This window comes from Tsukamurella paurometabola (assembly GCF_900631615.1).
Lineage (GTDB): Bacteria > Actinomycetota > Actinomycetes > Mycobacteriales > Mycobacteriaceae > Tsukamurella > Tsukamurella paurometabola_A.
Map to the genome: position 1 here is coordinate 106,584 of NZ_LR131273.1, position 25,958 is coordinate 132,541.

Here is a 25,958-nt window from a genome sequence, read left to right on the forward strand (position 1 = left end):
CGCTTGTTCCCTTTCGGCTCTATCCCGTGCACGACTGCGGTCCGTTCGGACCATCGCGCTCTTCAGTTCTCTCGATCACAGCGAACGCCGCCGCGGTGTCACCGTCGTGAGTGAGTGACACATGGATCGTCGCATCCGGGCCGAGGTCGGCCGCGATGCGGCCGTACACCCGTACCGCCGGCCGCCCCCACGCATCGGAGACGACCTCCACCTCCCGCGCACCGACCTCCTTCTCGGCCGGTCGCTGCGCGTAGTACCCCGACGAGAACGCCTTGAAGACGGCCTCTTTGGCCGCCCACCGGGCGGCCAGAGAGCGCACATCGCCCGCGGCGTCCCGTCGTTCGGCGGGGCTGAACGACGAGAGCATCGTGGTCCCGGGCTGCGCCAGTTGCTCCGCGAACCCGGGCACGTGCACCACGTCGATCCCGACTCCCACCACGGCCATGGCGGAAGCCTAGCGGGCTACCGGCATCCGTCGGCGCAGTACGTGCCGTCGGGTCCGAGCCGCACGCCTTCGTCGAGCAGCAGCGCCGCCTCGCTGCGGTCCGTCGCCTCCGACGAGGCGTCGGCGCCGAAGCGCCGGCCCGCCGGCGGCTTGCGGTACAGGCCCGACCGGCCGCACATGGCCGAGAGGACCGCGCGGGCGCCCGCGACCTCGCGCTCCCGCGCCGTCGCCAGGTACTCGGCGCGGGCCGCCGGATCGAGCGAGGCGAGGAAGGCGTCGCGGTGCACGACCGCGATGAGGCCCGAGACGTGACCGAAGCCGAGCGAGGTGAGCAGGCCGGCCTTCGGCCGGAAGCTCTCGTCGAAGCGGTGCGTCTCGCGCAGCCACACCAGGTGCGGGTACTTGCGCATCTCGTCGTCCACGCAGTCGAGGCTGCGGTTCGGCGGCACCACCTGATCGTTGAGCATCTGGCACATGCCGATCAGCTGGAAGGCGGCGGCGCCGCCCTTGGCGTGACCGGTCAGCGACTTCTGCGAGACCACGAACATCGGGGCACCCTCGGAGCGGCCGATCGACGCGGCGATCCGCTCGTGCAGGTTCGCCTCGTTCGGGTCGTTCGCGTTGGTCGACGTGTCGTGCTTGCTGATGATCGAGACGTCGTCCGCCTCGACCCCGAGCTGCCGCAGGCTGCGGGCCATCGGCGCCTCCGGGCCGCCCGCGGCCACGGACAGCGCACCCATACCGGGGGCCGGGATGGAGGTGTGCACGCCGTCGCCGAAGCTCTGCGCCCACGCGACCACGCCGAGCACTGGCAGGCCCATCTTCGCCGCGACGTCGCCGCGGGCGAGGAGGACGGTGCCGCCGCCCTGCGCCTCGACGAAGCCGGCGCGCCGCCGGTCGTTGGCGCGGGAGAACCGCCGCGGGCTGATGCCCTTCGACAGCATCTTCTCGCTGTCGGCGGTCGCCTGCATCATGCCGAAGCCGGTGATGCCCTCGATCGACAGGTCGTCGAAGCCGCCGGTCACCGCGAACAGGGCCTTGCCGACCTTGATCTTGTCGACGCCCTCCTCGACCGAGACCGCCGCCGTGGCGCAGGCCGCGACCGGGTGGATCATCGCGCCGTAGCTGCCCACGTAGCTCTGCACGACGTGCGCGGCGACGACGTTCGGCAGGGCCTCCTGGAGGATGTCGTTCTGGTTCGGCTCGCCCAGCAGGGTGTTGATGAACAGGTCGCGCATGGAGCTCATGCCGCCCATGCCCGTGCCCTGCGTGTTGGCGACGTGCGACGGGTGCACGTACTCCATCAGCTCGGCCGGCTCGAAACCGGCGGAGATGAACGCGTCGACGGTGGCGACCAGGTTCCACAGCGCGAGCCGGTCCACCGACTCCACCATCTCGGGCGTGATGCCCCAGTGGGTGGGGTCGAAGCCGTCCGGCACCTGCCCGCCCACGCTGCGCAGCAGCTTGGTGCGGCGCGGCACGCGGATCTCCGTGCCCGCCTTGCGGGTGATCCGCCACTCGCCCGACTCCATCGGCACCGCGACGGTGTTCTCCGGGTCGGCATCGGCGAAGGCGCGGGCCTCGGCCTCGTTCGCGACCACGAAGGACATGTCCTCGGGCAGGAAGACCGACACCAGCAGCGGCGCCGACTGGTCGACGATGTCGCCGTCGTCGCTGAACTCGCGGATGCCGCAGCGCTCCACGACCGCGTCGTGGTACTTGTCGGCCAGCTCCGCCTCGGGCACCAGCTCGCCCGACTCCGCGTCGTACCAGCCCGGCTCCGGATCGTTCTCCCAGGTGATCATGCCGGTCACCCAGGCGAGCTCCGCGACGCCCGCGGCGGAGAGCCGCTCGTCGACCTCCATCTCGAAGCGAGTGCGGGAACTGCCGTACGGGCCGACCTCGCCGGCGCCGACGATGACGACCATGTCCTCCGGCCGCGCCTCGACGGAACCCCAGTCGGGCTCGCGCAGGGTCGCCACCGGGGCGCCGGGCAGGGCCGCGATGGTGCCCTCGTCCTCGGCCTCGGCGGCCTCCGCCAGGCGGGCCTCCATGGCCTGCTCGGCGAGCGCCTTCATGTCCAGGTTCACGCCGCCCAGGCCGCCGGTGAGGTCGTCGAAGATCGGGGCCGTCGCGGCCCGCTCCCGCGCCTCGGCGCTGGCGTTGGCCAGCAGCTTGTCGGCCATCTCGAACGTGGACCAGGTGCGCACGCCGGCCGCCTCGACGGCCTCGACGAGCGGGTCGTTGCCGCCCATGAGGCCGGTGCCGCGGACCCAGCCGATGATGGCGTGGGCCAGGGTGACGCGCTCGGACCAGGACTTCTCCGCGTTCCACCGGGTGACGAGGGCGTCCAGGGAGGCCTTCGACTCGCCGTAGGCGCCGTCACCGCCGAACATGCCGCGGTTGGGCGAACCCGGCAGCACGACGTGCAGCCGCGACGCCAGATCCGTGTCCTTGCCGATGGCGGCGAGGCCGGCGATGAGCCGCTCGACCGACCACAGCAGGATCTTCATCTCCAGCTCGGCCCGCGGGCCGGCGTCCGACATGTCGCCCGAGACGCGGGGAGCCGCGAACGGGAACAGCATCGTCGGGACCAGGGCCTCCTTGTGGACCGTGGTGTACGGGCCCACGGTCTCGGCCTGACGCTCGCCGATCCAGGCGACGAGCGCGTCGACGTCGGCGTAGCTCGCCATGTTCGCGGGCACGACCCACAGCGACGCGTCGGTGCGGGCGCTGGTGCGGTAGAGCTCCTTGAAGAAGTCGAGGCGCTTGTCGTCGAGGCGGCTGGTCGTGGCGATCACCGTCGCGCCGCCGGCGAGCAGCCGCGCCGCGACCGCCGCGGCGATCGAGCCCGCGGAGGCACCGGTGACCACGGCGACCTCATCGGCGTAGACGCCCGGCTCCGGGGTGGACTCGGCGAGCCCGGAAAGGAAGGCGTAGGCGCGGGCGTGCTCCGGCCGGCCGGCCGCAGTGGCCTTCTTCTCCCACCACTTCGCCTGGTTGACCAGCGCCGGGCCGGCGCCCTTGGCGGTCTCCAGGATGTGCTTGCTGTAGGTCGGGAAGGTCGACGGGTCCATGTTCCACACGCGGAGCAGGTCCTCGCGGGCACTGGCCCAGCGGTCGTCGATGAGGACGGCCTTGTTGGCGTCGAAGGCCGGCGCGACCGCGCTCGTCCAGTCGTCGCCCAGCTCGGTCGCGATCAGCGCGGCGAGCCGCTCCGACTCGTCGTCGAGCGCGGGCAGGCCACCCTCGACCGTCTCGAGGCCCAGCTTCTGCAGCAGCACGCGGGCCGACGCGGCGAGCGCCCCGTCCTCCCCCGTGATGGCGGAGGTGAACTCGGCGAGCGCCGCGGCGTCGACGGTCGCGCCGCCGCCCCCGCCGCCGGCCGACGGCTTCCCGACGGGCACGCCCTGGGCGGCGCCGACCTCGGCGACCGCGCGGTCGATCAGCGCGTCGAGCGCGGCCGCGTTGGTCACCGGGCCGTCGAGCAGGGTCGCGAGGTCGCCGCCGCGGACCGAGGCCCCCTCGCGGGTGCCGGTCGCCAGGGCGAGCACGGTGTGCTGCGCCCAGCCGGGGCCCAGCTCCCACGTGCCGGTCACGTACTCGGTGATGTAGTTCGGCCGCTTACCGGTCGAGCCGAGCAGCTTGCGCAGCTGGTTGCCGACGGTCTCCGAGAGCACGGGGCCGAGCGGCTTGTAGGTGCGCGCCAGCTTGGTGACGGTGGCCGCGAGCGTCGGCAGGTCCGCTTCCGCGGCGCCGTCGATCGCGCCGAGGTTGAGCTCCGAGCCGAGGTCCAGGAGGAGCTGGTTGCGGCGCGAGCTCACGCCGTCGCACAGCGTCTCGATGGTGTCGGTCTTCTCCAACTGGTCCGGCCGCATCTTGGTCCAGATCGCGATCATGGCGCGGGTGGCGTCCGAGGCGTCGAACGTCAGGTCGGCCGGGCGCGGGCCGCCCGACGGTGCGCTCGCCACCGGCGCGGCGGCGGGGGCCGCCGCAGCCGGGGCCGCGGCGGGGGCGGTGTCCTCGGCGGCCGCCTCGGCGCCCTCGTCCTCCGGGACGTCCTCGTCGGTCGCGAAGACCTTCGCGGCGTCGCGCTCGGCGTTGAGCACCGTCGCGGCGGCGCGCTGGTACGAGGCGAGTGCGAGGGTGCGGCTGGCGAGGTTCGCGAGCGTCGGCGCGGACGCGAGGCCCACCTCGATGAACCGCTCGACGCCGAGGCCGCCGTGGTCGGTGTCGATGAGCAGCTGATCCTGCGTCTCGATCCACCGGACCGGGCTCGCGAACTGCCACGCGAGGAGCTCGATGAGCAGCGTGCGGGCCGTGGCCATCGGATTCGCGGCGGCCGCGTCCCAGTCGGCGACGAGCGCGCGGACCGGCTCGCTGGGCACCACGTCCAGGATGGAGACCGCGAAGTCGGCGGTCAGCTCGAACGGGCGCGCGACCAGGTTCGGCAGGTACTTGCCGACGAGCTTGGTGTAGTCGAACTCGGCCGGCACCAGCTCCTGCAGGCGGGCGGCGAACTCCGGCACACCGTCGCGCAGGACCGAGGAGTGGAACGGGATATCGATGCCCGGCACCAGCTGGAAGGCCTTCGGGCTGCCGGTCCGCTCGGCGATCGCCTTCTCCAGCGCGTCGAGCCCGGCCTGGTTACCGACCACGACGTACTGCGCGCCGCGCAGGTTCAGGTTGACGATCTCGGCGAACTCATCGGCGCCCTCCAGGTTGCCCTCGACCCATTCGGCGATGTCGGCATCGTCGACGTCGAACAGCTCGGGGCGGAGCGCGGCCATCGCGTAGGGGCTGCGACCCTGCTCGTCACGGGGCACCAGCTGCTGCATGATGCGGCCGCGGTGGAAGACGGTCTCGAGGATCGTGCCGAGCGGCAGCACGCCGGCCGAGGCCAGCGCGTTGTACTCGCCCACCGAGTGGCCGGCGATGATCGGATCGTCCACGCGCGCACCGATCTCGGTGAGCTCGGCCAGCTGCGCGCACGCCACGGTCGCCATCGCGACCTGGGTGAACTCCGTCAGGTACAGCACACCGTCGGGGTGGGTGTAGACGGTGCCGTTCGCGCGGATCGACAGCGGGTTGTCGCGGACCACGGCGAGGATGGAGAAGCCGAGGTTCTCGCGGGTGTGCGCGTCCGCGGCGTCCCAGACCTCGCGCGCGGCCTTGCTGCGCGAGCGCTGATTCAGGCCCATGCCCTTGCCCTGGATGCCCTGGCCGGGGAAGACGTACGCGGTGACGGCCGGGAAGGCCACGGCCGAGGCGGCCATCACCAGCTCGTCGCCGACGCGGGCGGTCACCTCGAGCAGCTCGCCGCCGCGGTCGATGCCGACGCGCTCGACGGTGAACTGCACCTCGTCGCCCGGGAGGACCATGCCGAGGAAGCGGGTGGTCCAGCCGCGGATCTTGCGGTGCATGACGTCGCCGTTGGAGGCGGACGCCACCTGCTGCGCTGCGGCCGAGAGCCACATGCCGTGGACGATCGGGCCGGGCAGGCCGGCGAGGCTCGCCGCCACCTGCGAGGTGTGGATCGGGTTGTGGTCGCCGGAGACGGCGGCGAAGCCGCTCATGTCCTGCGGCGCGTTCACCACGGCCTGGCGGACCCGCTTGCGCGGCGTCTCGGTGGCGGTCTCGCCGCGGGCGCCGCCCGCGGGCTGCGGGTCGGCCAGCTCGGCCTCACCGGTGCGGCCGCGGATCGCGAAGCGCTCGGTCATGGTGACCGCGGGCGCGTCCGCGCCCGGGGCGCGGACGTCGATGCCGACGGTGACCACGGTGCCGATGTCGGTGGCGGTCACGTCCTCGAGACGCGCGGTCGCGCGGTAGGCGCCGGGCGTCGGGTTGGCGGCGAGCTCGATCGCGTGGTCGAGGTGGACCAGATCGAGCATGCCCTCGACGACCGGGCGTCCCTCGGCCGTGGTGGCGGCGCCGACCACGGCGAACGAGGCGGGCCAGCACAGGCCGACGAAGGCGTCCGGCACGGCCAGCTGCTCGTCGCCGTACAGCGCCGACAGGCCGACGGGGAGGCTGTCCGCGGTGATCGCCGCGTGGTCGGCGGCGTCCTCGGCGCGGAACTCGAAGTCGATGGTGGCGGCACCGTCGGTCACCGCGGGCAGGTCACCGGCCGCGGCCAGCGCGACCAGCTTGGACATGGATTCGCTCGCGGCGCCGAGCTCGATGACGGGAACGCCGCCGTCGGCGCAGCTGTCGGGGACCTGGATCGGGATGACGAGGTCGGTACCGGAGACCGGGATCTCCAGGACCACGGCGTTCGGGCCGGTCACCCGCAGGCGGGCCCCGGTGGCGGCGTGCAGCGCGGAATCGCCGCTCTCCTCGACGGACCAGGTGCTGCCGGCGCCCAGGCGCGCGATGGGGCTGTGCACGAGACGACCGGCCCACAGGATGTTGGTGGCGGCCAGGGCGCGCGCGAGCGGCACGGATTCGACGCCGGGCACCACGCGGCGGCCGGCGACGGCGTCCGCGACGGCGCCCTCGCCGAGGCGACGGCGGACCAGCTCGGCCTCGAACCGGTCGAGCAGGTCGCCGACGGGCTCGTCGACGCGGGTGATGCCGGCGACGGCCTCCGGGCCGGGGATGATGCACACCTCGTCGGCGGAGTAGCGCGGCGAATGCGCCTGCCACAGCGAGTCGGAGCGCCACCAGCGGCGGACGTCCTTGTCGACGACGGGCACGAAGTTCACCGGCTTGCCCGGGGTGCGGCACAGCGACACGAAGAACGGGACGTCGGCGGGGTGCAGACGGGTCTCGGCCGCCTCGGGGTAGCGCTGGAGCAACCGATCCAGCGCGGCGTAGGCGTCATCGGTGGCGGTGACGTCGGCGAAGGAGGTCTCGATGGGGCCGCGGTCCTCGGCCGCGAGGCGCGCCTCGGCGCGGTGCAGCATGGACAGGAAGCGGTCCTGGTGCGTGATGTCGAGCCAGCCGTAGTCGCCGAAGCGGCTGGGGTCGGCGGCGGCGACCTGCTCGCGGGTGCCGACCGACAGCTCGAGGTAGCGCTCGAGCCACTGCGCGTAGGTCATCGCGTCGGCGTCGCCGAAGTACGGCTTCGCGGTGCCCGCCATCGCGGCGATGATCTCGTCGCGGCGCTCGGCGACGGCATCGCCGTCACCGGCCACCTCGTCGAGCAGACGACCGCACGCGGACGCGGTGTTGTCGATCTCGTGGATGTCCGCGCCCAGCTGGCTGCGGCCCGAGGCCATGCCGCCGCCGGCGTGGCCGGCGCCGATCCAGTCGGGCGTGCCGGGGATCTCGGCGAGCAGGCGCTTGACGTCGTCCGACGTGGTGGCCTCGAGCGTCGCCATCGCGGCGGTGCCGACGAGGATGCCGTCGACGGGCATCGCGGGCGCGCCGTACTTGCGCGACCACTCGCCGGAGAGGTACTCGGCGGCCAGTTCGGGCGTGCCGATGCCGCCGCCGACCGCGAGCACGACGTTGTTGCGGTCGCGCAGTTCGGCGTAGGTCACGAGCAGCAGCTCGTCGAGGTCCTCCCACGAGTGGTGACCGCCGGCCTTGCCGCCCTCGACGTGCACGATCACGGGGAACTGCGGGACCTCGGCGGCGATGCGCGCCACCTGGCGGATCTGCTCGACGGTGCCGGGCTTGAAGGCGACGTGCCGCATGCCGGCCTCGGTCAGCTCCTCGACGAGGGCGGTCGCCTCCTCCAGCTCGGGGATGCCGGCGGTGATGACCACGCCGTCGAGCGGGGCGCCCGCGGCGCGGGCCTTCTGCACGATGCGCTTGCCGCCGAGCTGCAGCTTCCACAGGTACGGATCGAGGAACAGGGAGTTGAACTGCGCGGCGCGACCCGGCTCGAGGAGCGCGGTCAGCTTCGCGATGTTATCGGCGAAGATCGGCTCGGTGACCTGGCCGCCGCCCGCCAGCTCGGCCCAGTGGCCGGCGTTGGCGGCCGCGGCCACGATGCCGGGATCGACGGTGGTCGGGGTCATTCCGGCGAGCAGGATCGGGCTGCGGCCGGTGAGCTCGGTGAAGCGGGTGGAGAGCACCGTGCGGCCGTCGGGCAGGCTCACCAGGCGCGGCGCGAACTCCGACCAGGCCAGGGGGAGCTCGGGCACGCCGCCGGGCGAGAAGAGGTTGCGGGCGCCGCGCAGCGTGGTGGCGGGGACGAGGCCGACGCCGCGGCCCCGTGCGGGGGCGGCGGAGAGCTTGGTGGCGATGTCCTCGGGGCCGAGGTCGATCAGCCAGCGCGCGCCCTTGCCGATCGCGCCCTCCACCTCCGCGACCCAGTCGACGGGCTCGACCAGGACGGCCGCGGCGAGGCGGGCGGCGGTCTCGGTGTTGAGACCGCACCGCTCCGCCCACTCGGTGACCAGGCCGACACCGTCGGCGAGGGCGGGGTGGTGGAAGCCGATGTCGACGGCGACGTCCTCGAACTTCGGGGCGAACGCGGCGCCGCCGGTGAGCTTCTCCTTGCGCTGCTCCTCCTCGGCCTCGGCGACCGACTCGCAGAACTCGCGGAAGCCGGCGAGCAGCTTCGGGGTGCCGGTGAGCACGAAGGAGTTGCGGTTGTTGCGCACCGCGAGCACCGGGCCGCAGGCGTCGAAGGAGACGGTGGCGGTGAAGTCGGCGAGCAGCTTCTCGAGCTTGTCCTGCCGGACGCCGGAGACGGCCATCATCGGGGTGGCGCCGCCGAGCGCGACGAGACCCTTGCGCCGGGCGACGACACGGCCCGCGGCGCCGATCAGGCGCGCGATGGCGAGCAGGTCGCCCTCGTTGCCGCGCGAGGCGAAGGCGGAGACCGCGAGCTGGCCCTGCGAGTGGCCGATGGCCGCGACGGGCGGCACGTCCCACGGATCGAGACCCTGGGCCTCGAGCCCGTAGAGCGCGACGAGCTGTGCGAACAGCACGCCGGGGACGGAGAAGACGGCACCGTCGACCTGTGGGGCGAGGGGGCGGCGCGAGCCGGCCGCCGGCTGCCCGGCGTCCTCTTCCTCCTCGTCGGTGGTCTCGGCCTCGGAGGCGGCGATGGAGGCGTCGCGCCAGCGCATCGGGTCGAAGGTCAGCGCCTGCGCGCGGAGCAGCTCGGCGCGAACGGGCTCGAGCACGCTGTCGGCGCGCGCGACGAAGCCGTCGAAGAGGTCGCGGTACTCGGGATCATCGGCGAGGCCGGTCTGCTCCAGGAGCGAGACGAGGCCCGGCAGCCACGGGCCGCCCTGGCCGCCGAAGACGAGCGCGTACTGCTCCCCCGCTGCCAACCTGTCCACCAGCGCGTCGTTGCTCCGCGGTCCCTTCGCGGTGCGTGCATTGGCGGTGACGAAGTCGTCGACAGTCATGAATCTCCTCGGATCAGCTCGCTGCGCGCCGCTATGACGGCACGTCCGCGGCAGGCCCGCGGAAAACCCGTATCCCATGAGAACACAGGATTCGCACCAGCTCTGACGTGCAGATATGTAACCAGTCGGTATACCGGCGAGTAGCTTGGAGATATCGATTCACGGGTGTATCCGAACGCCGATACACGCATGAATCCACGCAGGTCCACCGGCGGGTGACGGCGATCACCGATGTTTCCCGCCAGTAGCAGTTGTTATCGAATCGTTACCTACCCCATGGCCCGGTCGACGGTCGGTAGTCTGAGCCGATGCAGCCCGGAATGCACCCTTCCGACCGCCCCGCGGAGATCTCCGTCCCCGCCGCCGTCGCGGAGCTGGTGCGCTCCGCCGAGTCCGTCGCGGTGCTCACCGGCGCGGGCATGAGCCGCGAATCCGGGATCGCGACCTTCCGCGAGGCGCAGACCGGCCTGTGGGAGCAGTACGAGCCCGAGGCGATCGCCTCGGTGGACGGCTGGAACAACGACAACGCCCTGGTTTGGGGCTGGTACCAGTGGCGCGCGCACGTGGCCCGGCAGGCGGATCCCAACGACGGACACATCGCGCTCGCCGAGCTGGCCTCGCACCGCACCGTCTCGATCGTCACGCAGAACGTCGACGACCTGCACGAGCGGGCCGGCTCACGGGTGATCTCACACCTGCACGGGAGCCTCTTCGCCCCGCGCTGCGAGCACTGCGGCACCCCCTACCTGGGCGCCGACGCCTTCCTCCCCGACGATGCCGACGTCACGCCGCAGCTGCGGGCCACGCCGCCCACGTGCATGCACTGCCTGTCGCTGGTGCGGCCGGGCATCGTCTGGTTCGGCGAGGCGCTGCCCATGGACGCCTGGAGCCGCGCGGAGGCGGCGGTCGTCATGGCCGACGTGGTGCTGGTCGTCGGCACGTCCGGCATCGTCTACCCGGCGGCGCGCCTGCCCGAGACGGCGCTCGCCGCCGGGATCCCGGTGATCGAGATCAACCCCGAGCGGACGCCGCTCAGCGAGGCCGCCTCGTACCACTGGCGGGGCACCGCGGCGACGACGCTGCCCGCGCTGGTCGCGGCGATCAACGCGGGCGCGGCTCGCTCGTAGCGGGCGGCGCGGGCGGGCGCGGGGCGTCCGGCGGACCGTCGGACTTCCACTGGCCGATCACGCCCGGCCCGACGAGCGGCATGCCACCCACCAGTTCCTCACCGTTCCTGCGGTCGATGAGGTAGGCCGGCACGCGGTGCCGGCCGTCGCCCTGCCCGCGCTGTCCGCCCGCGCCCGCCGCCGGCATTCCGAAGGGGCCCGACGAGGGCCGCGCGCCCGTCGAGGTGCCCGCCCCGACCTGCGGCGCCGCCGAGCGCGCGACGGCGGCGTCCTGCCGGAGCCCGAGCGGCGACGCGGTCCGCCCGACCTCGGCCCGGCCGCCGCCGAGCCCCGAGATCCCGGCGCCCGTGCGCGCGGCCGAGGTGACCGGGACCGCGGCCGACGGCGACAGGAGCGACGACGACGGATCGTCGGCGGAGGCGACGGGGTCGTACGCCGCGTCGTCCTGCAGGGGGTCCGTGCCGGTATCGGTGCCCGGGCCCGTGTCGGTCCCGGTAGCGGCCCCGGTGCCGGAACCACCCCCCGTCGTCCCGGCGCCGGATCCCGCACCGGTCCCGGACGCGGCCGCGCCGGTCTGCGGGTCGGTGGTCCCGCGAGCCGTCCCGTCGGTCGTGGTCGCGGAGCCGCCCGTACCGGTCCCCGTGTCTGTCGTTCCCGCGCCCGTCCCGGCGCCGGTCGTTCCCGTCCCGCTCCCCGCGCCCGTTCCGGCCGGCTCGACGGACGGCGCCTCCTCCGGGGCGGCGCTCCCCGTGTAGTCGCGCTTGGTGTTGCCCGGACCGATGTGATCGAAGCCGACCGAGCCGCGGCTGGTACCGAGCGGCAGGGTGGACGCCGACGTCTGCACGGGCGCGGAATACGTGCTGCGCATGGCCTCCGCCACCGTGTTCCGGTAGCCGGAGTCCGCCCACGGACCGGTACCGCTGGGCGGATCGGGCAGGTCGCTGAACAGCTCGTTCGTCGTGGACGCCGTCTCCGACAGCGCGTCCACGTTCTGCACGAGCCTGCGGAGCGCGACGGCGTTGGTGTACGCACGCCGGACGAAGTCCCCCAGTTCGACGTACGACTGATCCTTGGCCTCACCGCTCCACCGCGTACTCAGGATCACCGTGTCGCGCTGCAGCTCCGCGAGGCTGTCCGCGTGGGCGTTGCCCGCGCTGCCGATGGCACGCGCGTCCGCCGCGACGCCCGAGCCGGACAGCCCCCGCGCGAAGTGCCGCACCTCGGCGATCGCCATCCCCTCCCACGCGGTCTGCCCGATGTCCTGGAAATCCGTCACATCAATTGGACGCACCAGGGACGCCCACGGTTCCCGCGCCGCCGGATTAGGGTGAACCGGGTGAACGATTCGATCGCGATGCCCGACCGCGACACCGTGCTGTGCATGTCGCTCTCCGGCCGCCCCAGCAGCATCGGCACCCGGTTCCACAACTACCTGTACCGCGAGCTCGGCCTGAACTACCTGTACAAGGCCTTCTCCACCACCGACCTGCCCGCGGCCATCGGTGGGGTCCGCGCGCTCGGCGTCCGGGGCTGTGCCGTCTCGATGCCCTTCAAGGAGGCGGTGATCGAGCTGATCGACGTGATGGAGCCGTCGGCGAGCGCCATCGACTCGGTGAACACCATCGTCAACGAGGACGGTGTGCTCCACGCCTACAACACCGACTACGCGGCGGTCGCCTCGCTGCTGCGCTCGCACGGCGTCGATCCGGCGCTGCCGGTCGCGGTCCACGGCTCGGGCGGCATGGCGAAGGCGGTGGTGGCGGCCCTGCGCGACCACGGCTGCGCCGACGTGACCGTGGTGGCCCGCAACGTCGCGGCGGGTTCCGCGCTCGCGGGCCTGTACGGCTTCCGGCATGCGACGGAGGCGCCCGGCGGGGCGCGGGTCCTGGTCAACGCCACGCCGGTCGGGATGGCGGGTGGACCCGCCGCGGAGGAGCTCTCCTTCCCCGCGGCCCTCGTCGCCGGCGCGGACACCGTCTTCGACGTGGTGGCGATGCCGCCCGAGACGCCCCTGGTGCGCGCGGGTCGCGCCGCGGGCACGACGGTGATCACCGGGGCGGAGGTCATCGCGCTCCAGGCCGCGGAGCAGTTCGTGCTCTACACCGGCGTGCGCCCCGACCCCGACCTGGTGCGGGAGGCGTCGGAGTACTCCCGGGCCTGACCGCGCGGCGATCTACTCGGTGTCGATGTCGAGGCCGACGGGCTCCCACACCTCGACGGAGCCGTCGTCGGCGCGCTCTCCGACGGTGAGCGCGCGCTGCAGGGTCAGGGGGCGCACGCCCCGGCGATCGAGCGCCTGCACCACGACCGACATCGCGGCGTCCGCGTCGGTCGCGAACACCGACTCGCGGACGCGCACGAACTCCCAGCCGCACCGTCGCAGCTCCCGCTCGCGCTCGATGTCGGACCGGGCCTGCTCGGGGGTGGACGCGAAATCGGCGCTGTCGCACTCCACGGCCAGGCGGCCCTGCTCCCCCGTGACGACGAGGTCGATGGACCGGTTGTTGACCACGACCTTCGGGTTCACGTGGTAGCCCATGTCGCGCAGCCGCACGAAGACCTGCTGCTCGAAGAGGTTGTCGAAGGGCTCCACGCGGCGATCGGTGGGCACGTCGGCCGGCATCGGCTGCGCCACCTCGACATCGGCGCGGGTCATGTACCGCAGCAGTGAGGCCCGCAGGTCGTTCGCCTTGAGGTCGTGTTCGTCGACGGAGGTGAACAGCCACAGCTGATCCCGCGCGCGGGACGCGGCCACGTTGAACCGGCGCTGGAAGTCGCGGCCGGTCAGCGCGCGGAAGCGGTAGTCGGGCGCCACGACCATCGACAGCATCATCACGTCGCGCTCGTCGCCCTGGAAGTCCGGCGGCGTGCCCACCCGCAGGCGGCGGGCGTCCCACTCGTCCGGGTCGATGCTCTCGCGCAGCCGCCGGTACAGCTCGTCGACCTGCCCCTGGCCCTGCAGGGCGATGACGCCGAAGGTGCGGCCGGCGTACAGCGGGTCGGCGAAGCAGCGCGCCAGCTGGTCGGCGATGGCCTGGGCCTCCGCCGGATTGCTGATCCGCGCGCCCTCGCCCACGACCTCCGCCTTCGGCACGTGCGTCACGCGCAGCGGAACCGGGCGGTCGGCGCCGTAGTGCCGCACCGGGATCAGCGGCGCGTCGCTGTAGAACTGGCGCGAGGAGAAGTCGATGATCTCCGGCATGCACCGGAAGTGCTCGCGCAGCCGGACGGTGTGCCCGAACCGCGTGCGCAGCAGGGTGAACAGGCTGGACCGCGGGGTCAGCGAGTCGCGCAGGTAGGGCGGGATGTCGGGCAGCTGGGCGTCGAGGCGGGCGAAGACGTCGTCGAGGCTGACACCGGTGAACGCCGAGGGCGCGCACTGGTTCTCGTCGCCCACCACGATCACCCGCGGCGCGAGCCAGAGCAGGAAGGCGCTGGTGATGTCCGCCTGGCTGGCCTCGTCGACGATCACCACGTCGAAGGCATTGCGTTCCGGGGAGATCGACGCAACGACCTGCGAGATCGGCATGATCCACGCGGGGACGGCGGACTGCGCCTGGCGCATGGCCTCGCGGGCGGCCACGCGGAAGCGCTCGGCGTGCCGGCCGGAGCCGCGGCCGATCGACGAGACGTGGTCGCGGTAGGCGTGCAGGGCCTGGATCTCGTCGAAGGTCATGCGGCGCAGGCACTGTCGCCACGCGCTCGCGGTCGCGATGCGGGTCGTGTAGTGCGCCACGTCCTGCTCGGCGGCCTGCAGATCGGCCTCGAGCTGGGCGTCGTCATCGGGGTGCACGCGCGACGCGGCCCAGGTGACCGCGCGCCGCCACGACCACGCGGCGGCCAGCTCGGGCACCCGCACGTCCCAGACCGGGTCGTCGGCGGTGCGCGCGACGAGGTCGAACAGGGCCGGCGCCTTCGTGCGCAGCCGCAGCGCGAGCAGGTCCAGCGCACCGCGGTCGTCGCGTTCGGCGCGGGCGGCGTCCCAGGCGCGGCGGGCGTCGCGGATGGCGGAGTACTTGTAGCCCCGCAGCGCGGCGACCATCGCGTCGCCCTCGGGCGACGGTCCGCGCTCGACCGCCTCCTGCACCTGCAGCCGCACCGCGTCGAGCCGGCTGTGCGCGTCGCGCGCCCCGGCCGCCGCGGAGATAGCGATCACCTGGCGCGCGGTCCGGTCGGTCTCCGCGAGGTCCTTCGGTCGGGGGGCGTGCTCGGAGACCGCCTGCATGGCCTCCACGAGCCGGTCGCGTTCGGCCACCAGCCGCACGACCGTGCGGGCGCGCAGCAACTGGTCGGCGGCCTGACTGAGCCGCTCGCTGCGGCCGCGCGTGGCGGTGCGCCCCGACGGATCGGTCGGCGGCGCCTCGAGGCCCAGCGCGCGGAGCACATCGCCCACCCGGCCGATCACGTCCTCGACCTTGAGGTGTTGCGCGGCCGCCCGCAGGTGCGCCTTGTCCGCGCCCTCGACACCGTCGACGACGATGCCGAGACCGGTGGCCTCGAACTGCTTCTGCTCCGGCTTGCGGAACCGCTTGCGCGGCTCGTTGCCCAGCGCGAGGTGGCGTGCGTAGTCGTCGATCGCGGCCCGGTCGTTGGCGTCCGGCGTGTCGCTGAGCTGGACGACGACGCCCTCGAGCTCGCTGTCCGCGGTGCGGGCGGAGGCGATCTGCTCCTCGAGACCGGTCAACCGCGACGCGAGGTGCGCGCGGTCGCCGATGAGCATGTCCTCGGCGAGCAGCTGCGCCGACGGCGGGTACCGGCGCACCCGCTCCACGAGCTCGTGGATCACGTCGGCGCGGGCGCGGATCACGGCGAGGCGATCGGCGTCCACGCCGCCGAGCACGTGCGTCAGCGCGCCGCTGTCGGCGCCGGCGAGGGGCGAGTCGGCCAAGGTCGCGCACAGCGCCTCGAGCTCGTCGACGTCGGGGATCTCGGACAGGTCCGGCAGGTTGTGCGCGAGCCGGCGGGAGAACAGCTCGTCGTTGCGCCGCAGCAGGGCGACGAGGCGGTCGAACTCGCGGGTGTCGAGCGGGGGCACCGCGCCGTCGACGGGACCCGGCAGCCAGGAGTACTTGTCGGCGTCGCGCCGCACCTGCGCGACGATCTCCGCCGGCTTGCCGGAGTAGGCCGAGGCCAGCCAGTCGGAGTCCTCGCTCTCCGCGGTCCGCAGGGCCCAGACCTCGCGGACCAGCTCCTCGCGCCGCTCGACGGCGCGGTCCCGCTTGGCCCGCAGGTCGCGCAGCTCGGCATCCGCGAGCGGCTCGGAGTAGGTGGACTTGCGGGTGGCGATCTCGGTCACGGACGCGGCGAGCGAGGCCGAGCCGTCCTTGGTCACGTCGGTCACGGAGACGACCAGCTGGCGCACCTCCGGCGGCAGCTTCTCCTCGAGGACCGCGAGCGCCTGCGCCTTCTCGGAGACGACGAGGACACGCTGGCCCTTCGCGAGCAGGGCGGCGAGCAGGTTCGCGATGGTGTGGGTCTTCCCCGTGCCGGGCGGCCCCTCCACGACGACGCCGGAGTCGGCGCCCATGTGCGCGAGGATGTCCCGCTGTTCCACGTTCGACGGCAGCACGTAGTAGGCCTCGTCGAGCAGTTCGAGCGGGCTCATCGCGCCGTCGGCGGCGAGCTGCCGGATCCGCTCGTCCGAGCTCACACCCTCGACGAGCTGCGCGAGGCCGATCGGGACGTCCCGCCCGGGATCGGAGACGTCGGCCTTCATCGCGTCGTAGAAACCCAGCAGGGGCGCGGAGCCGCGGGTGCGGAGCACGAGCGCGGGCGCGAACTCGACGTGCGCTCCCCCGTCCTTCACCGCGGCGTCCAGCCACCGCGTCGTGAACTCCTGGCACGCGGGGTCGAGCACGGTGCGGGCATTCTCCCGCAGCTCGGTCTGCAGCTCGGCCGAGCCGGAGAGATCGAAGGATCCGAGCCCCGCGAGCAGCAGGGAGTCCTCGACGCGCGGCACGGAGTCGCGGGGCAGCACCACCCTGAGCCGCTTGCCGCGCCGGTCGCGCTCCAGGAGCACGGGCTGCGTCAGCAGGTGCGCGCGGATGGCCGTGTCGCCGTCGCGGGCGGTGAGCAGGCCCGACGCCAGCACCAGCTCCACGGACTCCGGATGATCGGTCAGCTCGTCGAAGACGCGCAGCAACCGCGAGTGGGGCGAATCCGGTGCGTCGTCACGCGGCACCGTGAAGATGGTGCCGCCGGGCTTGGCGTCGGCGTCCCACGTGTCGGTGAGCGCACCGTCGCCGGTGAGCGGCAGCACTGCCAGATGGTCGTCGACGTCGCGCGTGACCACGGAGCGGGACCGGATCAGCTCGTCCAGGTACTGCAGCAGGCGGACGACGCGATCCCGACGGCCACCCGGGCCGTCGCCCTGCTCACCGGCGGCGGTCATGCGCTCCTCAAGTCTCTAGGGTCGGCGGCAGCCGACAGTCGGCGCGCCCCGACTCGGGCTACACCTTGACTAAAGGTTAATACACCTGTGAGCAAACGCCCACCGCGTTCCTCAGCGTTTGCGCCCGGCCCGGAATCGCTGCTTGCCCGCGCCGGGCCGGCCCGACGGTGCGCCGGGGTCCCGTTCGAGGTGGATCAGCTGCCCCGAGATGCGGGTCCGCTCCAGCGCGTCGAAGACGTCACGCCCCAGATCGTCCGGCAGTTCGACGATGCTGTGATCCGGGCGGATGCTGATGTGACCGAAGTCGCTCCGCCGCAGGCCGCCCTCGTTCGCGATGGCGCCCACGATCTGCGACGGCGTCGCGTGCTGCCGCTTCCCCACCGCGATCCGGTACGGCACCATCGGGCGGCCCGTCTTGCGGTGCGTCGACGGCTCGCGGTCGCGGTCCCGGCCGCGCGCGGGCCGGCCGTCGCGGTCGCCGAAGTCCCGGTCCTTGCGGTCGCGGGCGTTGCGCTCGCGCTCGGGCGGGTCGGGCTTGAGCAGGAACGACGCACCGTCGCGCGACTGCAGCGCGAGCGCGGCGGCCACGTCGACCAGCGGGACGTCGTTGGCGCCCACGTAGTCCTCGATCAGCCGGCGGAAGAGCTGCAGGTGGTCGTTGCTGAGGTTCTCGGTGATCGACTCGCCGAACTTCTCCACGCGGTGTGCGTTGACGTCCTCGACCGACGGCAGGCCGATCTCGGTGAGCGGCTGCCGGGTGGCCTTCTCGATGGCGCGCAGCAGGTGCCGCTCGCGCGGGGTCACGAAGAGCAGCGCATCACCCTTGCGGCCGGCGCGGCCCGTGCGCCCGATGCGGTGCACGTACGACTCGGTGTCGTGCGGGATGTCGTAGTTCACCACGTGGCTGATCCGCTCGACGTCGAGGCCGCGGGCCGCGACGTCCGTGGCCACCAGGATGTCGATCTTGCCGTCCTTGAGCTGGCCGATCGTGCGCTCGCGCTGCGCCTGCACGATGTCGCCGTTGATCGCGGCGGCGGCGTGGCCGCGGGCGCGCAGCTTCTCCGCGAGTTCCTCGGTGGCCGACTTGGTGCGGACGAAGATGATCATGCCGTCGAACTCCTCCACCTCGAGGAGGCGGGTGAGCGCGTCGAGCTTGCGCTGGTGCGCGACCTGCAGGTAGCGCTGGGTGATGTTCGAGGCCGTCGCCGTCTTGGCCTTGACGGTGACCTCGACCGGGTCGTGGAGGTACTTCTTGGAGATCTTGCGGATGCCGGCGGGCATCGTCGCCGAGAACAGCGCGACCTGCTTGAACTCCGGGGTGTCGGCGAGGATCCGCTCGACGTCCTCCTGGAAGCCCATGGTGAGCATCTCGTCGGCCTCGTCGAGCACCAGGAACTCGAGTTCGGAGAGGTCGAGCGTGCCCTTCTCGAGGTGGTCGATCACGCGACCCGGCGTGCCCACGATGATCTGCGCGCCGCGGCGCAGGCCCGAGAGCTGCACGCCGTAGCTCTGGCCGCCGTAGATCGGCAGCACGGTGATGTTCGGCATGTGCACGGCGTACTTGCCGAAGGCCTCCGAGACCTGCAGCGCCAGCTCGCGGGTCGGGGCCAGCACGAGCGCCTGCGGCTTGCGGCTGTCACCGTCGATCTTGGACAGCACGGGCACGGCGAAGGCCGCGGTCTTACCGGTGCCGGTCTGCGCCAGGCCGACGACGTCGCTCCCGGAGAGCAGCGGCGGGATCGTGGCGGCCTGGATCGGCGACGGGTTCTCGTAGCCGACCTCGGCGAGTGCACGCAGGACGCGTTCATCGATCCCGAGGTCGAGGAAGGTCACGGGATCGGCTTCGTTCTCCGGGGCCTGCACGTCGGTGGCGACGGCGGCGGGGGCGGTGCGCTCAGCACCGAATTCATCAGACATTGTTTCCCCAGCATATGCGGTATCCGCCGTGCACGCGAAACACTATCGGATTCGGACATCCTCCGATAGGTTGTGCTCATTCCACTATCTGCATGAGGAGATGAAGTTGCGCATCGAGTCCACGGAACCGACCCGGACCCACGCACCATCGGACAATCTGACCACCCGGGTCCGGGACCTCGCCGCGTCGGCACCGTCGACGGAACTGTTCCTGCGCCCGTCCGGGCCGGGCTGGACGCCCGTGACCGCCGCGCAGTTCAACGAGCAGATCACCGCGATCGGCAAGGGACTCATAGCGCGCGGAGTCGAGGTGGGCACGCGTATCGCGATCATGAGCCCGACGCGCTACGAGTGGGCCCTCCTCGACTACGCGAACTGGTCCGTCGGCGGGTCGACGGTGGCGGTGTACGAGTCGAACTCGGCCGCGCAGGTCGAGCACATCCTCACGGACTCGGCGTCGATCGCGCTCATCACCGATACCCGCGCGACCGCCGAGCGGATCGCCGCGGGCGTGCCCGCCGGCACCCAGGTGTGGGTGATCGAGGAGGGCCTGGTCGACGCCCTGGTGGCCGACGGCGCCGGCGTGTCGGACGACGACTACCTCGCCCGCGCGACCGCCGTGGAGGCCTCCGCCGAGGCGACGCTGGTCTACACCTCGGGCACCACCGGCAAGCCCAAGGGCGTCGTGCTCACCCACGACAACCTGCTCAGCGAGTACGACGCGATCCACGAGGGTCTCGACAAGATGGCCGGGAAGAACGCGAGCACGGTGATGTTCCTGCCGCTCGCGCACATCTTCGCCCGCGCGATCTCGGTCGCCGCGGTCCACCACGGGATCCGCGTCGCGCACACCGCCGACCTGTCGAACCTGACGGGCCTGTTCGCGGAGCTCAAGCCGACGTACATCCTCAGCGTGCCGCGGGTGTTCGAGAAGGTCTACAACACGATGAGCAGCAAGGCCGAGGAGGGCGGCAAGGGCAAGATCTTCACCGCCGCGGTCGACACGGCGATCGAGTTCAGCAAGGCCCGGGACACGGGCGGCGCGGGCCTGGTGCTCAAGGTCAAGCACGCCCTGTTCGACAAGCTCGTCTACTCGAAGCTGCGCGAGGCGCTCGGCGGCAACTGCACCTGCGCCGTCTCCGGCGGCGCCCCGCTCGGCGCGCGCCTCGGCCACTTCTTCCGCGGCGCCGGCGTGACCGTCTACGAGGGCTACGGCCTCTCGGAGACCAGCGCGGCCATCACCTGCAACACCCCGACCGAGCAGCGGATCGGCACCGTGGGGCGCCCGGTCCCGGGGAACGAGGTCGCGATCGCCGACGACGGCGAGATCCTGCTCCGCGGCCCCGTCGTCTTCGGCGGGTACTGGGGCCTCCCCCAGGCCAACGCCGAGGCGCTGCAGGACGGCTGGTTCCACACCGGCGACCTGGGCTCCCTCGACGCCGACGGCTACCTGTCGATCACGGGCCGCAAGAAGGAGATCCTCGTGACCGCGGCGGGCAAGAACGTCGCGCCCGCGCAGACGGAGGACGCGCTGCGGCAGCACCCGCTGGTCTCGCAGGCCATGCTCGTCGGCGACAAGCAGCCCTTCGTGGGCGCGCTCATCACCCTCGACCAGGAGGCCCTGCCCGGCTGGCTCGCGGCGCACGGCCTGCCCGCCGAGATGACCCTCGAGGAGGCCGCCGCGAACGAGACGCTGCTCGCCGAGATCGGCTCCGCCGTGGCGACGGCGAACGCGCTCGTGTCCAAGGCCGAGCAGGTGAAGAAGTGGAGCGTGCTGACCACGGACTTCACCATCGAGGGCGGCGAACTGACGCCGACGCTCAAGGTCAAGCGCAACGTGGTGATGGACAAGTACGCCGACGACGTGGCCGAGATCTACGCCTGATCCCCCGCGCCCCACGAACGACGCCGCCCGCTTCCCCGATGGGAGCGGGCGGCGTCGTCGGTGTCAGCGGGTCAGAGGTCGTACTGCGCGCGGATCTCGTCGGAGTTCTTCTTCTCGAAGTAGAAACCGAGGAGCGGGATGGTGCCGGCGAGCAGCGTCAGCAGGAAGCGCGGCGCGGGCCAGCGCACCTTGACGCCGAGGTCCAGCGTGAGGATGAGGTAGATGAAGTACCCCCAGCCGTGGATGATCGCGATGAGGCCGAGCCAGCCCGGGATCGGCCAGTCGAACGCCGGGGCCAGCAGGTACTTGTAGATCATCTCGGCACAGAGGATGAGCAGGAAGTAACCGGTGAAATTCGCCATGAACCGGTAGCGCGTGAGCGCGCCCCGGATCTGCGCACGACGCTTGTCCGCCAACTGCTGCGCGGTCGGCTTGGCGGCTCGGGTCACTTCGTCTCCTCGGTGTGCTCGCTCCCCGCCAGTTCGGCGAGGAGCCGGTTGTACTCGTCGTGCGCCGGGTCGTCCGGCGCGGCGTCCGGGGCCGACGGTGCCGGCGCCCGGCTGGGCAGGAAGCCCTCGGGGATCGCGGTGAGCGTCGCCGACGACGGTTCGGTGGTGCGCACGCCGGCCGCGCGGGGGGCGCCGGCGTCGGACGCGGGACCGGGCGGCTCGACGGGGTCCTCCCCCTCGGCGACCAGGCGGTCCTGCAGTTCCGCCTCGTCCTCGAGCTGGACGAAGCGCTTGTAGCCCCAGACGAAGGCGACCGCGAACAGCGGCCACTGCATGGCGTAGCCGAGGTTGCGGGCGGATCCCGCGCTGGATTCGAAGCGGCCCCACTGCCACCAGCCGAGCGCCAGGCAGGCCGCGGCCGCGATCACCACGAACGCGATCAGCGCGGGACGATGGCGGCGACGTTTCACGACCTCGACGGTACCCGTCCCGGCGGGAGTGTCCGAATGCCGGTAACGTGACCTGCGCCGCGGCCGGGCCCTACGTCCCCGCCGCACGCGCCCGTGGCGGAATTGGCAGACGCGCTGGATTTAGGTTCCAGTACCTCCGGGTGTGGGAGTTCAAGTCTCCCCGGGCGCACCCACGTTGCACAGCCCTGAACAGGCGATACCCCCGACTACTCCCCCGCGTCGGCGGTCGGTGCCCACATAGTGCCCACACTCGGCGCTGAACGGGCCTGATTCAGCGCGATCGCAACGGCGTCGAGGTCACTGTCAAAAAGGTCCGAGTAGACGTCCAGGGTCATCGCCGCGGAGGCGTGGCCGAGCATCCGTTGCACCGCCTTGACGTGCGCGCCGGCCTGCACCGCGAGCGACGCCGCCGTGTGCCGGAGGTCGTGCGCTGTCACCCTCGGCACCCCAGCGCGACGCACCGCATGCTCAAGCCACCCGGTACCCGACGCCGGCAGCTTCTGGTGCGCACCGTCCGGCCCGGGGAACAGCAGTCCGTCTCGGGGCTTGCCCTCGCACTGTTTCGCGAGCAGCTCGACGAGGAACTCGGGCAGCGCGACGGTGCGTGCCTCGTGCCCCTTCGGCGTGCCAACGCGGACGACGGTGCCGACGAGGACCGCGTTCTCGGCGACGGTGAGCCGACGCCGCAGGAGGTCGAGGTGTTCGACGCGCAGGCCGGTCGCCTCACCCCATCGCAGGCCGGTGTACGCGAGGAAGTAGACGAGCGTCGCGCGGTCGCCGGCCTCTGCCGCGAGCTGGTCCACCTGGGCGTGCGTGAGATATCGCCGGGTCGTCTTCTTCGAGGGCTTCCGTGGCAGGTTCTCGACGCCGCGCGCAGGGTTGCGCGCGAGACGGCCCGCCTTGACCGCGCCGTCGAGGATCCCCGCGAGGATCCCGTACGCGCGGAGCACCACCACAGCCCCGGCGCCCTTCTTCACGACCTTCTCCACCTCGGTGCCGTCGCTCTGGACCTCGAGCTTGGTCACGGTGCGCTGCATGTCAGTGATCCACGTTTCGACTTCCCCGGTGGTGATCGAGGCGACCGCAGTCCCAGCCCACCGCGGCTCGACGTGCACCCGCCACGCGGTGTCGTACGTCAGGTACCCGCTGGGCTTCATGGCGATCTTCTTAGCCGCGAGCCAGTCCGGCCCTAGTTCGCCGACCGTAATCCTCCCGAGTGCAGGCGGTACGTACTCTCCTCGCAGCTTCTCCACCTCGACGGTGGCCGCGAACGCCTCGGCGGCGCGCTTCGTGGTGAACCCACGCTTGTCGGTCTGCCGGTGGTCGGGCATCCGGTAGCGGACCCGGTAGCGGCGGGCTCCGGACTGCAGCGTGTACGACTCAACGGTCGCCATCAGAACGGGTATTTGTCGTCTGGAAGCGCGAGTACGTCCTCGACCGTCTCGGACGCGCGGCGTCGGATCTCGTTCTGAGTGTGATTCGGCAACGCACTGAATGCCACCTTGGGCGAAGCGAACGGGCCGAGGTCGCCGCCCGGCCAAGATCCGTCTTCCTCCTCGCCCTGCCCCCAAGAGTCGCTACTGAGGGCTTCCGCCAAGCGTCTCTGCTCGAACTGCCAACCCCTCACTGCCATAACCACATCCCTCCGGGCCTGCTTCGTCAGATCGTCCAACCAAGACAGGCGGGCCGAGCCCACAGCAGCTTGAGTGCTGGCAGCCAGTTGACTGAGTGGCACATCGAATACCTCCGCCAGGGCGGTTGCCTCCCCGAGCTGTACTTGACGGCTTCCGTTCTCCACCTTGTAGACCGTCGCCTGATGCCAGCGATACCCACGCTTCGACATCGCTTCCGCAACATCTTCCTGCGTCATCCGATTCTCCTCGCGAATCGCCTTCAGGTTCGCGGCGATGCGCTGCTCGGCTGTCAGTTCGGCACTCATGAGACCTCATGATAATCCACTTTGGATTGACTCGCTCAATCCATCATGGTAGAACTCCAATAGCGACATTCGTTCGCAATCCAGATTGGAGTATCTCAGTGTCCATCACGACCTTCACCCCACGGACGGGGATCGCCACCAACAAGGAAGTCGCCGAGTACCGGCGCATGACGACGGCGCAACTTGCCCAGGAGCGATACCTGGGCCGCGGGCCGGCGTACATCAAGGATGCGGGCGGGCGTCGCATCACCTACCGCTGGGAGGACGTACACGCCTACATCGAGGGCAGCGTCGTAACTCCGCGAGGCGCGGCATAGGTGAGCACCCCCACAACCTCCGTCCGAGACGGAGAGACCGCGGTGAAGCCTGCCCGCAACCGTGAACGTGCCCGTCAGATCCTCGACCGCGCTGGCATCACCTGGTCGCAGTCGCAGATCGTGCGAGCTGTGCGGGCGTACGAGCTGAAAGCTGAGCCGGCGGGGCAAGCACTCGAGGTCTACCTGCGCGCCTTGCTCATCGAACGCGGCATGCAGCAAGCCGCAGCCCGCATCCCCCGTGAGGACCGGGCCCGCGCAACCGTCCACACCGACATCACCGGTGAGACAGCGACCTGGCACTCACACCTTGCCGCACTCGCCCAGGAGGAACCGTGAGCAGACCCCAGGAATCCCACTGCGACCTCGGACTCATCGAGGACGACTACACCGAAGACCTCCGCAAGACGCGGAATGCCCCGGATCACCAGCTTGCAGGCACGAGATCCGAGGCAACCGACCACACCCCACCTAAGGAGCCGATCATGACCAAGTCTACCGCCACCACCCAGGCCTCGCCGTGGATCGTCCGCGAGAAGGGCGTCGACACCGAGTGGCTGGCCGACGAGGTAGTCACCGTCGACGGCGACTCCGACACCGGTTGGGTCGAGTTCATCGCCGTCGCCGACCGCGACTTCGATGTGGAGATCGTGACCGAGCTGTGGATCACTCCGAAGTACGGCGCCACCATCAAGATCGGCCACCAGCCTCACCAGTGGCACGCGGCCCTCGACGCTATGACCAAGGTGGTCGCCGCGCTCGATGCCGCCTACGCCGAGAAGGCCGCTTGACGGGTACCACCCCGCCGCCCCCTGACCGTGGGGAGCGGTCGGGGGCGTTCAAGTTCAACTGGCTCAAGCAGGTGACCCGGACGCCAGGACTCACGGCCACCCAGCTGTACGCCGCCACCGCGGCGTTCAACAAGGCCGACGAGTACGGGCGGGACATCTTTCTGGGATACGAGTCGCTGGCCGCTACCACGGGCATGGGGAAGACCAGTGCGCGCCTCGCCCTCAAGTCGCTTGTCGACCTCGGTCTACTCCGTCGTACCGCCCGCGGCGGTCGGTCAGGTGACGGCCGCAAGTGGGCATCTGCCTACGAGCTGACCTTCTCGACCGACAGCCCACTGACTGTTGATCCTGTGGAGGAATCCGCCTCAACCGTCAGTGGGCTACCGGTTGAGAGCTATGTCAACCGTCAGTCCAGCGCTCCTCAACCGTCAGTCCAGCGCTCCTCAACCGTCAGTGGACTGCTACCCAATAAACCCGCTCCAATAAATCCGCTACCAATAGATCCGCTCGCTGGGGGCGTTGCGTTAGTAAACGCGGGCGCGGGCGCGCGCGAGACCACCGCGATCCGACCCGCCAGCATCTTCGTCGAGAAGAACCAACCTTTCATCCCCGAAGACAAGAAGAACACCGCCCCCCGCTACGCGGAGTGGCAACACCTCCTCCGGCGAGACCTCATCGTCGAACTCGAAGACATCGCGCAACAGATCGTCGACGAGAACAACCTCGCCGGCCTCACCGACCTCGCCGACGACGCCGTGCGGAGCACGGTCGACTGGCTACTCACCGCATACAGCGAATCCACCAGGCCCCAAACCCGCAACGGGATCCACATCTGGTTGATGGAAATCAGGCCTGAGCCCGACGTACCGCTCTTCCAATCCGTGCTCTCCACCCTCCACCGCCGAGCCTCATGAAAGCG

Annotated in this window: 16 protein-coding genes and 1 tRNA gene; 8 read left to right on the forward strand and 9 right to left on the reverse strand. The window is 71.5% G+C overall.

The annotated features are described in order from the left end of the window. Positions 1-19 precede the first annotated feature (19 nt). Together acpS and ELY19_RS00675 are read right to left on the reverse strand one after the other, a co-directional pair. On the reverse strand, positions 20-445 hold the full coding sequence (acpS, locus tag ELY19_RS00670; protein ID WP_126194483.1) for a holo-ACP synthase AcpS: 426 nt from the start codon (positions 443-445) through the stop codon (positions 20-22). A gap of 17 nt (positions 446-462) precedes the next feature. Beyond that, entirely contained in the window at positions 463-9,756 is a 9,294-nt protein-coding gene (locus ELY19_RS00675; protein ID WP_126194484.1) for a type I polyketide synthase, read from the reverse strand. Between the two features lie 308 nt (positions 9,757-10,064). On the opposite strand from ELY19_RS00675, the gene ELY19_RS00680 reads away from it, so the two are divergent. Then, a complete protein-coding gene (locus ELY19_RS00680; RefSeq protein WP_126194485.1) occupies positions 10,065-10,883 on the forward strand; it encodes an SIR2 family NAD-dependent protein deacylase in 819 nt (272 codons plus the stop codon). Here ELY19_RS00680 and ELY19_RS23300 read toward each other — a convergent pair. Then, positions 10,858-12,159, reverse strand: a complete 1,302-nt coding sequence (locus ELY19_RS23300) for a hypothetical protein (RefSeq protein ID WP_164711476.1) — start codon at positions 12,157-12,159, stop codon at positions 10,858-10,860. The two genes, ELY19_RS00680 and ELY19_RS23300, sit on opposite strands and share 26 nt — an antisense overlap. Before the next feature lie 78 nt (positions 12,160-12,237). Here ELY19_RS23300 and ELY19_RS00690 point away from each other — a divergent pair, with 78 nt between their 5' ends. After that, positions 12,238-13,044: a shikimate 5-dehydrogenase gene (locus ELY19_RS00690; protein WP_126198622.1), complete on the forward strand. Its 807-nt coding sequence runs from the start codon at positions 12,238-12,240 to the stop codon at positions 13,042-13,044. 12 nt (positions 13,045-13,056) lie between these two features. Here ELY19_RS00690 and ELY19_RS00695 read toward each other — a convergent pair whose 3' ends face one another. Both ELY19_RS00695 and ELY19_RS00700 read right to left on the reverse strand, forming a co-directional pair. After that, on the reverse strand, positions 13,057-17,274 hold the full coding sequence (locus ELY19_RS00695; RefSeq protein ID WP_126194486.1) for a PDDEXK-like endonuclease domain-containing protein: 4,218 nt from the start codon (positions 17,272-17,274) through the stop codon (positions 13,057-13,059). Between the two features lie 111 nt (positions 17,275-17,385). Next, the gene (locus tag ELY19_RS00700; protein WP_126194487.1) at positions 17,386-19,191 is read right to left on the reverse strand and encodes a DEAD/DEAH box helicase; all 1,806 of its coding nucleotides are present in this window, start codon (positions 19,189-19,191) and stop codon (positions 17,386-17,388) included. Between the two features lie 100 nt (positions 19,192-19,291). Here ELY19_RS00700 and ELY19_RS00705 point away from each other — a divergent pair, with 100 nt between their 5' ends. Then, positions 19,292-21,076 (forward strand): AMP-dependent synthetase/ligase, encoded by a 1,785-nt coding sequence (locus ELY19_RS00705; RefSeq protein WP_227967099.1) that lies wholly within the window; start codon positions 19,292-19,294, stop codon positions 21,074-21,076. A gap of 71 nt (positions 21,077-21,147) precedes the next feature. Here the strand turns inward: ELY19_RS00705 and ELY19_RS00710 are convergent, their stop codons facing one another. Both ELY19_RS00710 and ELY19_RS00715 read right to left on the reverse strand, forming a co-directional pair. Next, a complete protein-coding gene (locus tag ELY19_RS00710) occupies positions 21,148-21,525 on the reverse strand; it encodes a DUF3817 domain-containing protein (protein WP_227967100.1) in 378 nt (125 codons plus the stop codon). After that, positions 21,522-21,995 carry a transcriptional regulator gene (locus ELY19_RS00715; RefSeq protein ID WP_126194488.1) on the reverse strand — a complete coding sequence of 158 codons (474 nt, stop codon included), beginning with the start codon at positions 21,993-21,995 and terminating at the stop codon, positions 21,522-21,524. Before ELY19_RS00715 ends, ELY19_RS00710 begins: the two co-directional genes overlap by 4 nt. A gap of 87 nt (positions 21,996-22,082) precedes the next feature. On the opposite strand from ELY19_RS00715, the gene ELY19_RS00720 reads away from it, so the two are divergent. Continuing rightward, positions 22,083-22,164, forward strand: a tRNA-Leu gene (locus ELY19_RS00720). 37 nt (positions 22,165-22,201) lie between these two features. Here the strand turns inward: ELY19_RS00720 and ELY19_RS00725 are convergent. Together ELY19_RS00725 and ELY19_RS00730 are read right to left on the reverse strand one after the other, a co-directional pair. Further along, the gene (locus ELY19_RS00725; protein ID WP_126194489.1) at positions 22,202-23,389 is read right to left on the reverse strand and encodes a tyrosine-type recombinase/integrase; all 1,188 of its coding nucleotides are present in this window, start codon (positions 23,387-23,389) and stop codon (positions 22,202-22,204) included. Next, complete coding sequence (locus ELY19_RS00730) at positions 23,389-23,934, reverse strand: helix-turn-helix domain-containing protein (protein WP_126194490.1); 546 nt, start codon at positions 23,932-23,934, stop codon at positions 23,389-23,391. Before ELY19_RS00730 ends, ELY19_RS00725 begins: the two co-directional genes overlap by 1 nt. A gap of 98 nt (positions 23,935-24,032) precedes the next feature. Between ELY19_RS00730 and ELY19_RS00735 the strand changes: the two genes are divergently transcribed. The 4 genes from ELY19_RS00735 (at position 24,033) to ELY19_RS00750 (ending at position 25,953) form a co-directional block, all read left to right on the forward strand. Then, positions 24,033-24,251, forward strand: a complete 219-nt coding sequence (locus ELY19_RS00735) for a DNA-binding protein (protein ID WP_322745656.1) — start codon at positions 24,033-24,035, stop codon at positions 24,249-24,251. Next, entirely contained in the window at positions 24,252-24,587 is a 336-nt protein-coding gene (locus tag ELY19_RS00740) for a hypothetical protein (protein WP_126194491.1), read from the forward strand. Between the two features lie 146 nt (positions 24,588-24,733). Continuing rightward, the gene (locus ELY19_RS00745) at positions 24,734-25,039 is read left to right on the forward strand and encodes a hypothetical protein (protein WP_126194492.1); all 306 of its coding nucleotides are present in this window, start codon (positions 24,734-24,736) and stop codon (positions 25,037-25,039) included. Beyond that, positions 25,036-25,953, forward strand: coding sequence for a hypothetical protein (locus tag ELY19_RS00750; protein ID WP_126194493.1), 918 nt, complete (start codon positions 25,036-25,038; stop codon positions 25,951-25,953). Before ELY19_RS00745 ends, ELY19_RS00750 begins: the two co-directional genes overlap by 4 nt. Positions 25,954-25,958 lie beyond the last annotated feature (5 nt).

Coding starts and splice junctions, on each gene's coding strand:
- acpS (WP_126194483.1), bottom strand. CDS start 445: ATGGCCGTGGTGGGAGTCGGGATCGACGTGGTGCACGTGCCCGGGTTC.
- ELY19_RS00675 (WP_126194484.1), bottom strand. CDS start 9,756: ATGACTGTCGACGACTTCGTCACCGCCAATGCACGCACCGCGAAGGGA.
- ELY19_RS00680 (WP_126194485.1), top strand. CDS start 10,065: ATGCAGCCCGGAATGCACCCTTCCGACCGCCCCGCGGAGATCTCCGTC.
- ELY19_RS00690 (WP_126198622.1), top strand. CDS start 12,238: ATGCCCGACCGCGACACCGTGCTGTGCATGTCGCTCTCCGGCCGCCCC.
- ELY19_RS00695 (WP_126194486.1), bottom strand. CDS start 17,274: ATGACCGCCGCCGGTGAGCAGGGCGACGGCCCGGGTGGCCGTCGGGAT.
- ELY19_RS00700 (WP_126194487.1), bottom strand. CDS start 19,191: ATGTCTGATGAATTCGGTGCTGAGCGCACCGCCCCCGCCGCCGTCGCC.
- ELY19_RS00705 (WP_227967099.1), top strand. CDS start 19,292: ATGAAGTTGCGCATCGAGTCCACGGAACCGACCCGGACCCACGCACCA.
- ELY19_RS00725 (WP_126194489.1), bottom strand. CDS start 23,389: ATGGCGACCGTTGAGTCGTACACGCTGCAGTCCGGAGCCCGCCGCTAC.
- ELY19_RS00730 (WP_126194490.1), bottom strand. CDS start 23,934: ATGAGTGCCGAACTGACAGCCGAGCAGCGCATCGCCGCGAACCTGAAG.
- ELY19_RS00745 (WP_126194492.1), top strand. CDS start 24,734: ATGACCAAGTCTACCGCCACCACCCAGGCCTCGCCGTGGATCGTCCGC.